The following is a 14,395-nucleotide window of genomic DNA, read 5'->3' on the forward strand; positions in this document are numbered from 1 at the left end:
ATACAATTTGAATTTCTACGAAAATGAAAAGTATGTCGTTTTGGGAGTTATAATTTACTTTTGCTTTATGCTTTAGACAAGGCTATTTAGGAAAGTTTCAATAACAGCTTACCACGTCCTATCTTCCTCGTAAAGACGAAATGGGATATTATATTTTTTTTACAAAGATTGCTTCACTTCCCTATCGTTTCGTTCGCAATGACAGCTAGATATTATAAAAACTAATTAAATAATATAATTTATCTTTTTTAACTTCTTGGATCTGTGGCGATGCTCATTTTTTTTGATTGTATGATATTCATGCTACAAAAGCCAAAACGATCTGTTATTTTGCCATAACAAGCATAAATTCCCATTCCGTTGATTGGGTATTGGTGTACTACATTTGTAAAATGGACTGCATCAAAATAATTGCCTTCTGCATCTATAAAAGTACTTAATCGCATTAATTTACCTTGTGCTGTTTTGTTGTAACGTGTGGTTACTAATTGTCCGTATAAAAGAACGTTCTTATTCGTATGTAAATGCATTTCTTTTGCTTTGATGTTTGTGTGAAATTGTTCTATTACTAATGAAAAGTAATTCTGAATTGTAAAACCTAACAACTCTATTTCGTCATAAAAATTTTCAATCTGATTGGAATGCAACTGTGGTATTTTGTATGTTCTTTGCTGTATTTTAAATAATTCTGCTTGCTGATTTTTTTTGTTTTTAGATGCGTTTAAACGAAAGGTTGCTTGCCATAATAGGTTTGTTTTAGGCTTCTTGGTAAATCGAAATGCATCTATACGCACTAAGATTGTTAATTGCTCTATAGAGATGTTTACCCGCTCTAAAAAGTTCTCTAAAGAACTAAATAAACCATACAATTGTCTTTGATTTAAGATGCGTTGAATTACTAATTGCTCTAAACTTTTTAAATACCCAAAGCCTAAATAAATGGTTTTTCCTTTTACTCTATTTGCGTGATCGCTTCTATTGATACAAGGCAACTCTACTTTAGCACCACACATTTTAGCTTCATGTATATAATGCTCTGCTGAATAAAATCCACCACCATTATTTAGCACCGCTGTCATAAACTCGATGGGATAATAGCATTTTAAGAATAAACTTTGATAGCTTTCTACGGCATAAGAAGCCGAATGTCCTTTTGCAAAAGCATAACCAGCAAAACTTTTAATTTGATTCCATACTTTAAAAATCAACTCGTCTTTATGTCCTTTTTTTCTACAGTTTGCAATAAATTTTTCTTCTACCGCTTGAAATTCTTTGAGTGAACGGTATTTGCCACTCATCCCTCTTCTTAATACATCTGCTTCTCCTAAAGTTAAATCTGCAAACTGATTGGCCACTTTCATGACATCTTCTTGATACACCATCACTCCGTAAGTTTCTGGCATTATTTTTAATAAAATTGGATTTGCTTCTTTTCGTTTTTCTGGGAAACGATGTCTTTTGATAAACTCCTCTTTCATCCCAGAACTGGAAACCCCTGGCCTTATGATTGAACTTGCTGCCACTAAACCTAAATAATCTTGGGTTTGCAATTTTTGCATTAAACCACGCATTGCAGGAGACTCTACATAATAAGCCCCAATAGCACCCCCTGATTTTAAAAGGTTATTAATGTTTTTGTCCTTTTTAAAAGCAGCTACCTCTGTAATATCTATTGGTGGATGTGTAGGATTGTTTTCTTTTATGATTTCTAATGCCTCTTTAATTTTTGCTAATCCCCTTTGACCTAGAATATCGAATTTAAAAATACCTACATCATCTGCAATATTCATATCGAATTGTACTGTAGGAAAATTTTTGGGTGGTAAATGCGTGGCTGAATAGTAATGAATGGGTTTGTTTAAGATTAACACACCTGCCGAATGCACACTTACATAATTTGGAAATCCTTCTATTAATTTGCCATATTTTAAAACCAACTTAGACATCTCGTCTAATTGTTCTGCTGCAGGTCCTTTGCTTAATTTGTCTATTTCTTCTTTGGGTAAGCCAAATACTTTTCCTAATTCTCTTACAACTGCTTTGTATTTAAACGTTACATAGGTTGCTAATAAGGCTACATTTTTAAATCGCTTGAAAATATATTGCGTCATGATGTCTCTATCTTTCCAAGAAAAATCAATATCAAAATCAGGAGGCGAAGCTCTAAACGGATTGATAAATCTTTCGAAATACAAATCTAATTCGATAGGATCTACATCTGTAATTCCTAAAATATAAGCTACAATACTGTTTGCGCCACTACCTCTACCCACATGAAAGAAATTGTTGCTATTTGCATGTTGAATAATATCATAATTGATCAGAAAAAAAGAAACAAATTTTAAATCGATAATTACCTTTAATTCTTTTTGTAACCTTTTATGTACTTCTTCTGTTGGGTTTTTATAGCGTTTGTGTAACTTGTTTTTGCATAAATTTAAAAGCATGTTACAATCTTCTTGAAAACTATTGGTGTACACCTGCAGGTTTTGATTTTTACGTTCTTTACCAAAACCGAAGTCAATATTGCATTGCTGCAACAAATTCTTGGTATTTGCAATGGCATTAGGAAACTCTTTAAAATGATTTTCTAGCTCTACAACATTGTGCATTTTATCTGTTTCTAAACATTGCTCTGTTGTATCCAACTTGCTCAATAAAGTGTTGTTATCTATTGCTCTTAATAATCGGTGTGCATTGAAGTCCTTTTTATTTCTGATGGTTACTTGCTGTTGCATGACAATTTTATCTTGGTAACTTCTTAGATAAGAAAACCGTAGTTTGTTGACCTCAGCTATGGAAACCCCAATAAATTCATTTGATTTAAAAACAGTTAAATTTAGCTCTAACACTTTTTCAAAAGGATAGATGATAAATACCTCATCAAGCTCTAGCGGTTGATTTGGAATGGCTGTTTTAGCTTCTAAAAATTTAGATAAATAGGTGTTGATATTTTGAAAACCTTGATTGTTTTTTGCGAGTGCCACAAACTGTTGGGAATTGCCATTTCTAAAATCTACACCTAGCACTGGTTTTATATTTGTTTTGTGTGCCTGTTGTACAAAATTCATACATGCAGAGGTATTGTTGATATCGGTTAACGCTACTGCTTGTACGCCATTTTCTACTGCCAATTGTAGCAATTCTACTTCTGAAAACGTACCGTACCTTAAAGAATAATATGTATGACAATTTAGATACATCACTATTGTTTTCTATGTGCTAATATTAATGGTGGTTCTCCGTTAAAAGGATTGTTAAATCTACCGATTGATTTTGCTCCCATAGCTGCTGCTCTCATAATACTCTTTTCGCCATATTTGTTTCTAACCGTATCCATGGCATTGTATAAATTGAGCATTTGTTCTGTGTCATCAAAAAGATTTATTTGATAATTACCACTTACCAAATCTGTAAACCGAACCCCTACCAACCTAATTAATAAACGCCTTTGATAGAGCTTTTGAAACAATTCTAATACTGTTGGTATGATGATATGATCTGCACTAGTGTATGGAATTTTTACTTGTTTGCTATAGGTGTTAAAATCTGAATATCTAATTTTCACACTGATGGTTGCTGCTAACTTATCCCCTTTTCTTAATTGATAGGCTAGATTTTCTGCCATTGCAAAAATGGTTTCTTTTAGTTTTTTGATGTCTATGGTATCTTTTGAAAAAGTTCTTTCTGTTGATAAGGATTTTCTCTGATGAAAAGCGATGATTGGAGCATTGTCAATTCCGTTTGCACGTTTCCAAATCGTTTTTCCGTTTGCACCCAAAACACTCATCATCATTTCTAGTGGCATTTCTTGTACTACTTTTACTTTGTCTACCCCTAAATTTCTTAAGATTTTATAGGTTTTTTCACCTACTGATGGAATTTTACGAATGGACAAAGGCCCCAAAAAGGATTTTTCAAACCCCCTATTAATGAGTAATTGGTTGTTAGGTTTGGCTTCACCAGTAGCCACTTTAGAAACAATTTTATTTTGTGATAAGCCAAAAGAAATTGGCAGTCCACTTTCTTTGATGATACGTTGTCTTAATTCTGAAGCATATTTATAGCTTCCAAAAAAAGCATCCATACCAGATAGGTCTGCATAAAATTCGTCTATACTTGCTTTTTCGAATACGGGTACACTTTCTTTGATAATTTCTGTGACTAGATTTGAATATTTGGAGTAAATTCCAGTATTGCCTCTAATGATTGTTGCTTCTGGACACAATCTTTTGGCTATTTTCATAGCCATGCCAGAATGTACCCCAAACCTTCTGGTTTCGTAACTGCATGCTGCCACCACACCTCTGTCTCCTGTACCGCCCACTAATAGAGGTTTTTTTTTCAACCTGCTGTCTATGAGTCGTTCGCAAGAAACAAAGAAGGTATCTAAATCGAGATGTAAAATATGTTTTTTCACGTTGTAAAATTAGCTACAAAACCATACATTTGTTGCTCAATATTGTAGCATTATGAATATTTTATCGAAAAACATCAAACATTTAAGAACTCTTAAAAAATTAACACAGGAGTCTTTGGCCGAAGAATTGCATGTTACCCGATCTCGTATTAGTTCTTATGAAGAGAATCGTTCTTCGCCAACTATTGATTTTTTAATTGATTTTTCGAACTATTTTAGTATTCCGATTGACATTATTATTAAAAATGATTTGACCAAAGCGAAAGATGTTTCTTTTATTGAAGTTGGTAACCAACGTGTTTTGTTTCCGATTACTGTAGACCAGGACAATGAAAACTTGATTGAAATTGTACCTGCAAAAGCTTCTGCAGGTTATCTATTAGGCTATGATGATCCTGAGTATATTGAGCAATTGGAAAAAATTAAATTGCCTTTTTTACCTACTGGAAAACATCGCGCTTTCCCTATTAAAGGGGATTCTATGTTGCCTATGAAAGATGGTTCTTATTTGGTTGCTGAATTTGTTGAGGATATTAAAAATGCGAAAAGTGGGGTTTCTTATATTGTGGTGACCAAAGATGATGGTATGACGTATAAAAGGCTTTATAATGAGATTGAAGAAAATGATTCTTTTTTATTGAAACCTGATAATCCGACTTACCAACCTTACCATGTACCTGTTTCTGAGGTTTTGGAATTGTGGAAATTTACTTGTAGTATCAACACTCAAGAATATGAGGAACATGAATTGAAATTGAGTAGTATTATTACAATGTTTACTGATTTAGGTGTGGAATTGGAGGCATTGAAGAAGTCTGTGCTTTAGGTAAAAGTTATTCTTTGTAGATTTTGTTTATGGATTTGAAATTAGTCGAATCGTACAGTTTTTAGTTTTTCTTAAACTGTAATTTTGGAAGTACTATTTTGTATTCCTTTTTTTCTTTGATATCGTACCAAAACAATAGGTATTCTACATTACCATTCGTCAATTGATATCCATCTTTTAAAAAAATGTTGTATTTTTTTTCTATAAAAGCTCTAGAAAACAACAATACATTACCTAATGTTGGATTTGCTAAACCTAAAACAGAACCATTAGAAAATTGTGTCAAATCTTTATTTAGCAGATCTCCTGTTTTTAAATGGTTTACCCTATTTATGGTTGCTCTATATTTTTGTGAACCTAAATTAATTTCTTTATGATCTAAAATAATCTCAAAATAATTAGGTTGTGTGGTCTTGCCTTTGAACGGAATGATTTCTAATTTTTCTGTTTTAAAATGATCGAAAAAACTTGAATTACAATGTATTTGTAAGGATTTTTTTGCCCTTGAACATCCTACATACAATACACGTTTTGATTCAGAGTTATTAAATTCATAATTTTCTAATAATAGATATACATGATCAAATTCTTTACCTTTTGATTTATGGATTGTTGCAATGATGATTGCATTTGCATCTGCATTGATGGCATCTTCCATTTTTATTTCATTAATGTACTCATACCAATCTATTAATTGTTTTTTCTTTTCATAGTTTCTTTCAAATTTTAAGATAATCTCTAAACATGTTTGGTAATGAATACTGTTTTTATGACTGTTTTTAAAGTATATTTTTGCCTCTTCCCAAAAATTATTAAAGATGATACCCGCATCATTTTTGTTTTGTTTTAGTTTATCCGTAAATGTCCTTATTTCCATCAAATCAGACAACCTAAAACCCTCTAAATCTGTGATTAATCTTGTTTTTTGCCCCACATTTTTAAGTAATGTACTTAGCATTAAAGCTTGCTTGTTTGTTCTTACAAGAATAGCCCTTGTACCCACATGGTTATCCTTTATTAAGAAATCTGTCAAAGATTTTTCTAAATACGAACTTTGATATCTAATTAATTGAATTGGCCGCTCTATTTCTACTTTTGCTGGTTCTAATACTTCTCGCTTTAATCTATTTGGAATTTTATCTAACACCTCATTATTGAATGCCACAATATTAGCAGTAGATCTGTAGTTTTTAATTAATGAATATTCTGTGGCTTTATACTTTTCTTTAAACTCAAGCATATACTTATTTGATGAACCTCTAAATTCATAAATATTTTGATCATCATCTCCCACTGCAATTACTCTTATATTTCCAGATTTTTGTATAATGGTTTGAATGAGTTTCCATTCCGCTTGATTTACATCTTGAAATTCATCTAAAAGCAACACACTTTTATTTATAATTGATGAGATGTCTATATCCTCATTTTCGATGGCGTTTAAACAATCTTGTATTACATTTTTAGACTTTGCTAGATCTCCTAATTGCCCCATTATCTGAAAACAGAAGCCATGAAAGGTGGTGATTTTAATTAATCCTGAATATTCTGGTACTAATTTTCTTGTTCTTGCTCTAAACTCTAAAGAAGCAGCTTTAGAAAATGTAAGCATTAAAAACTGTTCTGGCTTGATATCTTCTAAAAGTAATAAACTTGCTATTTTATGCACCAATACTTTGGTTTTACCACTTCCCGGTCCTGCTAACACTAAAATATTATCTGATTTACCATCATTGACAATTTTAGTTTGATTTGTATCTAAATCTCCTATAATTTCTTTCAATCGATTAGGAGTTAAAGGTGTTCTAATTTCTGATTTACGTCTTGGAAAATATTTTGCCAAAAACTCTTCATAAGGTAAGCTGAAATAATCATTTACATAGGTAAGAGCCGCTTCGTAATTTTGAATTCTACGTTTTGCATATTCTCCTACAATATGAATCTGTTCCGTTTTATGGATGTAATGATCCTCCATTTTTTTAAAATTCTCTAAGGTAAATCTAGGGATAGATGCATTAATCTCTTCGAGATTTAACCTATTGTAAGACACCATAAACCCTCCTTCTAATTTTATAGCCTTTATCTGATTTAAATAAAGTAATGTTTTTTCATATCGCTTTAGATTTTCTTCTTTTAAATGCCCCAATAACTGGTTCGAATTTTTTAATTCTAACATTGAAAAAGAAACTGGAAGGTCTTTCTTATCTGTACCTACTTGTTTTTCTTTTTGCTTTATTTGAAATTTTTCAAGTAGCTGGTACACGTCTACTGCAAGCTCATGTCTCCACAATAGATCCTCTTTTAACTCCTTACTTTTATTGATTTTAATTTGATATAAATCATTTTCCCTATCAATTCGTTTTTTAGTGATAAAGTTTCTTATCTCCCAATAATTTAAAATGTTTTTAAGGGCGTCTATTGAAGAATTCACAACTCCAAAATCCATTAAATTTTGGTTTAATTGTCGCATTGATATTTTAATGCTTGTTGTTAAGAACTTTTGTAATGCTGATTCAATTTTACTGTAACGAGCCATTACGTTTTTAGAACTATTTGCTGATTGTGTTACATTTATAAAAGCCGTTAAATCTTTTGAATCTCCTAAGATTTTTAAATCTCTTAATATATCAATTACATCTCTAATTATATAAAGTGTTAACCCTGTGGTATCGGCTAAATAATCAATTCTGCATTCTTTGTCTTTTACGATACGTTGTAATACTCGGGAGCAATTTAATACTTGCTCTTCTGTTAGTGATGTTTGTTTATGTATTTTTTGAAGTGCCTTATTTAAGTTTGGTACCATTAAACTATCTGCAAACACACTTGAAGAATTTTGCTTACGCTTTAAAAACCCTTGATCTTCTAAGGCTGCAATTGATGTTTTTACTTTAGTTTCAAGCTCATGTATTTCGGTATCCCAACCTGCTTTTTGAGCAATTTCTAAAGCAGAATTACTTATTTTATTGTTCTTTCTGTTTTTAGACAAAAACTTAAGTCCTTGCCATATTTGTTGAATTTCTTTTTGATTTATTTTGGTCTGTTGTAATAAACTAAAATGTTTATTTAAATCTCCTTCACTAAAAAGAATGTAACATTTAGCTTGAATGTTTTCGTCACGACCTGCCCTACCCGCTTCTTGCACGTAATTTTCGAGAGAATCTGATATATTATAATGGATAACTGATTTTACATCATCTTTATCTACCCCCATTCCAAAAGCGGAAGTTGCCACTATGATGTCTTTTTTATTGTTCATAAAGGCATCCATGTACTCTTTCTTTAGATCTTTATCTAACCTTCCATGAAAATAAGATGCATTAAATCCTGCACTTTCCACTAAACCATGAATTTCTTCTACTTTTTTGGTTCTAGAAGCATAAATAATTGCTGGTTTTTCACAACGGTCTAGTAACTTTAATAATGCGCCCATTTTGCGTTCCGCATCATTGATATCGACTACTTCGTATCTAAGATTTGTTCTGCTTGCTCTGGTTACATACTCGTCTAAATCAATCTCTAGTTTTGTTTTAAAATATTCTTTGATATCTGTTATTACCTGTGGTTTTGCCGTTGCTGTAAAACAAGAAACAGGTATTCTTCTACCCATCAATTCTTCTTCTAAACTTTTGATAAATTGAGCAATGTATAAATAATCCACTCTAAAATCTTGTCCCCAAGAAGAAAAACAATGTGCCTCATCTATCACAAATCGAGCTACGGAACGTTGTTTTAAAATTCTTAAGATGGTTTGAGACCTTAACGATTCTGGAGATAAATAGAGTAACTGAATATCTCCTTTTTCTACACGTTCAATCGCTTCTTGTCTTTCTAATGGAGATAATAAACCATTGATGGCAGCAGCTTTGGTAATGTCGAAACGTTTTTCAAGATTTTCTACTTGATCTTTCATTAAAGACACTAATGGAGAAATTATTACAGTTAGTTGACGCGATAAAGCACCTTTCATTAAGGCTGGTAATTGAAACGTAAGTGATTTACCACCACCTGTAGGAAACACGGCAACAAATGATTTTTCACTTAGTCCTGCTCTTACTGTTTTTTCTTGTAAACTTATTACCTCCTCTTGGTCGAAGCTTCTAAAATCTTTATAACCAAAATAAGTTTGTAAGGCTTTTTTAGGGTTTAGGTTTGAACTACAATATTTACAATTTGTGTCTTCACAATTTTTAAATCTTAAATGATTTACTATTTGTTGCGTTTTTGGGTAAGTTTTGCTAATCCAATAAGCTAGTACTGATTTATCTTCTACCGTATTTATTAGTGCGTATGCATATGCTAACTCTACGGGATAATTCTTTATAAGATTTTCTATCTTTAAATTTGTACAGATTTTATTTTCAAAGCATTTTTTTAGCTCTATCTTAATTTCAATATTTGTTGTCTTAAAATTGATTAACTCTAAGAATCCAGCATAGTCCTTTAAATTAGAAAATAAACAAGCATATACCTGTTGTATGTTTGATTCTAATTCTGAGAATCTATTTAACTCATCTATTAATAATTGTTTTGTGAGTTTACAATCTGACAAAGGATTATTATAATCACTATCGTTTACAATTTTGTATCCTTTTACTAATTTATGATAAGGAGTATTGCTAAAGAGTATTGGGGACCATAGTAATGTGTCTACTATTTTTTTAGTCTTAAAAATATCGTCTCCCAAAGACAACTTTAATAATGCAATGTCGTGTGCTACAATGTTATGACCACAAATATACTCTGCTTGCTTTATCCAAGACTCTAATTTGGTCAATTGTTTTCCATGAAGCTCCTCTCCTTTAAAAACAGCACCCACATCATTGATCTTCCCTTGTAGAGACGTTTCAATATCTATATACAGAATTTTATTTCTCATGTTTTAAACTCAATAAACACGCACTAACTTATCCTTTATTATTTGCTTTTAAAAAAAGCAATTTATTTTACCTAAAATTATTCAAGTCCCTTTTAATTACACACAGAATTATATTCTATAAAACTACTAATGACAGCACTTTATTCCCTAGATTTTCATCTAGTTCTCCCCCCTCTAAAACCGATACAAAGCCCATTTTACATTGATGCTCTATTTGTGAATGATTAGCATCTTCATCTATAACATAATCATCTGTTAAATACGATTTAAAACTATTTTCTCGGGGATCTCCGGGATACAATAACAATGCTTTTTTAGCATCCCAAAAACGACAATAGGCATACATTTGTCTTAAATCGCTCACTGAAGCTGTATTGTTTTTGGGTCTTTTCCATTTTGTATCGATTATGAAGGTTTGTGAACCTTTGCGTAATACAACATCTGGTCTTAAACTATTGCCTCCCCAGAAGGATTTAGATTCTTGTCCTGACACTTTTATATCAGTACCTAAACAAGCTTTTTGTAATTGTTTTAAAACATAGGTTTCCCATAATTCATTCATATCAAATAATAGAGACAACATCTTTTCTTTTCCGCTTGATATATCTGGTGAATAATTTAAAATAATTAACCTCGCTAACTCTATAGCATTCGCATATCCAACAGATTTTCTATTTAACCGAACTTCATTCAGTTGTTTTTCGGTAATAGTTTTTTGATCTACTTCTGGAAAATTTAACTGCACTCTGTTTGCTAAATCCTGTAATCTCGTTCCGTTTGTAAACTGAGTAACAATAATTAATGCTTTTTGTAATACTTGATGTAAAAAGTGATTACTATCGTACACTTGATGCGTAGTATAAAAGCGTTCTTTATGGACGATGTTTTTTCGAATATGTCCTGCAAATTCTAATTTACCTTTTAATGCTTTTGTATTTTGTGTTTGCTTTCTATAGTTTTTAATCAAACCTTTTCTAACCAAACTTTCTACTTCTAATAAGTACAATTCAAAATAAACTTCTAGTAAATTAAGGTGCTGTCTTTTAACATGTGCTGCCCCAGAAGATTCCGCTTTAAGTTTTCCGCATGCTTGTAACATTTTTAATAAAACACCTTTCCATTTATTATCATCATCCTCTTTGTCTGCTTTTGGGTGAATCTCAATAGTTAAACCATCTACCTGAATTACACCAACATATTGATTAAATTTGATCCCTTTTGCAATAGGTTCAAAATAATTACCATCATGATATTCGTTCAGTTTTAATAGCGCATCTAAATGTACTTGCTTAAAACCTTCCTCACCAACATATAAACGTTGGTGTTCAAAAACCGATATTGTCTTATTACTTATCAATTATTCCGCTTGCTTTTTTCCTAACAATGATAGAACAGCATCAATTACATTACCTTCATTTACTAGCTTTAGAAGGTATGAAGGTGCTTTAAAATCATTTGAATTTTCATACGAGAAATCTGCAAAATTGATATCATCATTTTTTTTCTTTTCTACAAACCCTTTTCCTAACACCAATCCTATTTTACCATAATCACCATAAAAGTACTCTTGTAACAAGGGCACTATTTTATTATTAAAAGCATTGACTAGTTTTTCTTCTGAATTCACATTAAAAAAGTAAGAATGTCCGATTGTATGGTCTCTATCTATTAATAATTCGATACGTTCATTTATCTTTTTTAAAACTTCAGATAGCTTAATATTATCTACTTCTTCATTTTCTATAACAGCATAATCTGGCATCATTTCTTTAAACTCAAAACGACGTCTTAATGCAGTGTCTAATGCTTCTACAGATCTATCTGCTATGTTCATGGTACCATAAATATCTAAGTTAGAAGGTACACTGAAATTTATTTTAGAATATGGCAACTTTATACTTAATTCATTCTTAGCGCCACTTCGTTTATCTATTTCTATAAGCGTAATTAACTCCCCAAAAATTGCAGAGACATTCCCTCTATTAATTTCATCTATAAAAATAGCATATCTATTTTCAGAATCATTTTTAGCTTTTGTACACAATTTTTTAAAAACACCATCTTCAATCGTGTATCCTAAATCTTTCGTTTCTTCTTCTGTTTCTGGAAAAACAGGTTTGATTCCTTCAATAAAATCTTCATATGAGAAGGATTGATGAAATGTTACGAAATCGTAATTTTTTATAACCGTTTCATTATTGCTTTTAAAATTGTTAACCTCATCTATTATATCATATATTTCAGGAATTTGCTCTTTTGTTTCTTCTTCAAGTAACTGCCACATTTTATCATTATTCTTATCAAAAATTAACGGATTTTGACGTTGTTTATATGCTACATTTTCTGAAGAAGTTATCGTGTGCATTTGTAATGTTCCCCATATTGTAGCTCTCACATTTTTAGATTCTGATAACGATGCTTTTGTTTTTAACCATCTATTCTCTAAAATGTCATTTACTTTTGAGGTTCCATTTTCAATAAGTGCAATTGCTATTACTTGCCACCAAGTTAAATTCGTTATTTTATCTTCAAAAAACTTTTCTTTAGTGATGGCGTTTTCCCTAAGCGTATATGTATCAAATAATTGGTCTTTTAAATAATAAGTTTTCCCTGTTCCTGGAGGTCCGTATAGAATTTGGTTTGTTGGTTTCATATCGGTTATTATTTTTTCTGCAATTTTTTCTTTTTTATCACTTGTCATTAATTCCATTAAATAATCAGAATATTTATCATACCCTTTGTATTCAGAATCATAAATAGTAACATCTGTAAGCGTTTTTAAAACAAGTTTATGCTCTGAATGCCATTCTCCTTTTAATTTCCAATCTACTTTTCTACAGCTTTTATAACTTTCTCTTTTGCTATCAAAAAAATAATCTGAAGTTACTACTCCATACCCCAATAATTTACTTATTCCTTTTTTAACAATTATAATATCTCCAATTTTTATATTTTCCAGGAAATCATAATTCGCTACTACTTTGTTCATAGGATTTCCTTCTCCACCGTTTAATGAAATTAAAGCATCACGTATTTCATCTTTAGATTTATAAGTTCTTAAATCTCCTAGTTTATCATAACCAATAGCCATAATGTTGCCATTATAGAATTCATCCCAATGATCAGCACCTCCTCCTGGAGAATACAACCAATATTTAGTATTATTGTTTTGATTCCAATTTAACAAAGTCTCAAATTCTTTTTGAGTAGCACTAAAATTTGTTCCTTGATTCCCTGCTTTAAAATTTAGAAATTTAGGATCCTCTTTTATATCTTTCCATAAAATAGGATTTTCTACTAAGTTTTTTGTGATTTTAATTTTCACTCTTACTGCAGCCTCACTAATGCTAGGATTGAGATAATATTGCTGTTCAATTTTTTCTTCTTCTAAAACACCTACTTCTGAAGTAACCTCTGCCAACGCATAACATCCTGATTGATTTCCGGTTTGCCACAATATTATTTGATCACCAATTTTTATTTTGTCTTTATGTGCAGCAACTTTCCAGCTTTTCAAGTGTCCATACTTTAAGGCATTTGTAATATTATAAATATCTGGATTTCCTTGAAAGATCCAGTAATTAATCTGTTTTAAAGGCTTTACTTGTTTGTTTTCAAATTCTTCAAGGGTAGTACCGTCTTTTAATTTCCATTCATACTTTCCATTAGCAGCTCTATTAAGTGTAATAACCGCTGCTGGTGATGGTCTATTAAATGTTATGCTTTTTTTTAGAATTACATATTTACTATAATCAGAGTCTTCAAAATAGTCTTCTTTTTCATATTTAACTCTCATTTGATAATAAGAGTGCTTTAAAAAACTAGGTTTGGGTTCTTTATAAATATAAGATCCTTTTAATAATTGATAGCCACCTTTTACAATTTGCAATTTTGCTGTTAAAAAATTGCCGTCTGAAGTTTTATCTGTTTTAGAGACTTGAATTTGAAATATAGGGTCTGTTAACTGCTTTTTAATAACACTAAATTGAAGTTTTTCGAATGCATTAAAACAATCCGTATTCAAACCACCTTTAAAATAAGGTTTTATGGTTCTTCCTTCTGCATAAAAATTAGCATATGCCATTATTGCCTTTGGAGGGTAATGTATACCGTTATAAACTAAATCATATGTTGAAGAAGGACCAAAACCATTTGGCAAGCCATTTTCTTCGAAATCTTTAATTCCTTGTAATATATGTTCTTTGGTTACTTTTTCGAATAGCATAGCTTACTTTTATTTTATAATTAGATTATTGTTCCAAAGCGCCAA

The 14,395-nt window shown here is 31.1% G+C and carries 6 protein-coding genes; 1 reads left to right on the forward strand and 5 read right to left on the reverse strand.

The features are described 5' to 3' along the window. Positions 1 to 248: 248 nt before the first annotated feature. Both KO506_RS12660 and dinB read right to left on the reverse strand, forming a co-directional pair. Positions 249 to 3,203 carry a DNA polymerase III subunit alpha gene (locus KO506_RS12660; protein ID WP_215995285.1) on the reverse strand — a complete coding sequence of 985 codons (2,955 nt, stop codon included), beginning with the start codon at positions 3,201 to 3,203 and terminating at the stop codon, positions 249 to 251. Between the two features lie 2 nt (positions 3,204 to 3,205). After that, on the reverse strand, positions 3,206 to 4,420 hold the full coding sequence (gene dinB, locus KO506_RS12665) for a DNA polymerase IV (RefSeq protein WP_215995286.1): 1,215 nt from the start codon (positions 4,418 to 4,420) through the stop codon (positions 3,206 to 3,208). Between the two features lie 52 nt (positions 4,421 to 4,472). Here dinB and KO506_RS12670 point away from each other — a divergent pair, with 52 nt between their 5' ends. Beyond that, positions 4,473 to 5,246, forward strand: a complete 774-nt coding sequence (locus KO506_RS12670; protein ID WP_215995287.1) for an XRE family transcriptional regulator — start codon at positions 4,473 to 4,475, stop codon at positions 5,244 to 5,246. A 61-nt stretch (positions 5,247 to 5,307) separates the two neighbouring features. Here the strand turns inward: KO506_RS12670 and KO506_RS12675 are convergent, their stop codons facing one another. The 3 genes from KO506_RS12675 to KO506_RS12685 form a co-directional block, all read right to left on the reverse strand. Continuing rightward, complete coding sequence (locus tag KO506_RS12675; protein WP_215995288.1) at positions 5,308 to 10,125, reverse strand: RecQ family ATP-dependent DNA helicase; 4,818 nt, start codon at positions 10,123 to 10,125, stop codon at positions 5,308 to 5,310. Between the two features lie 115 nt (positions 10,126 to 10,240). Continuing rightward, positions 10,241 to 11,482 (reverse strand): McrC family protein, encoded by a 1,242-nt coding sequence (locus KO506_RS12680; RefSeq protein ID WP_215995289.1) that lies wholly within the window; start codon positions 11,480 to 11,482, stop codon positions 10,241 to 10,243. After that, a complete protein-coding gene (locus KO506_RS12685) occupies positions 11,483 to 14,350 on the reverse strand; it encodes an EVE domain-containing protein (protein WP_215995290.1) in 2,868 nt (955 codons plus the stop codon). It lies immediately after the preceding gene. Between the last annotated feature and the right edge of the window lie 45 nt (positions 14,351 to 14,395).

Origin of the sequence: Polaribacter vadi (assembly GCF_018861005.1) — a bacterium.
GTDB lineage: Bacteria > Bacteroidota > Bacteroidia > Flavobacteriales > Flavobacteriaceae > Polaribacter > Polaribacter vadi_A.

Excerpts from the sequence above, each read along its gene's own strand:
- KO506_RS12660 (WP_215995285.1), bottom strand. The coding sequence starts at position 3,203 with ATGTATCTAAATTGTCATACATATTATTCTTTAAGGTACGGTACGTTT.
- KO506_RS12670 (WP_215995287.1), top strand. The coding sequence starts at position 4,473 with ATGAATATTTTATCGAAAAACATCAAACATTTAAGAACTCTTAAAAAA.
- KO506_RS12675 (WP_215995288.1), bottom strand. The coding sequence starts at position 10,125 with ATGAGAAATAAAATTCTGTATATAGATATTGAAACGTCTCTACAAGGG.
- KO506_RS12685 (WP_215995290.1), bottom strand. The coding sequence starts at position 14,350 with ATGCTATTCGAAAAAGTAACCAAAGAACATATATTACAAGGAATTAAA.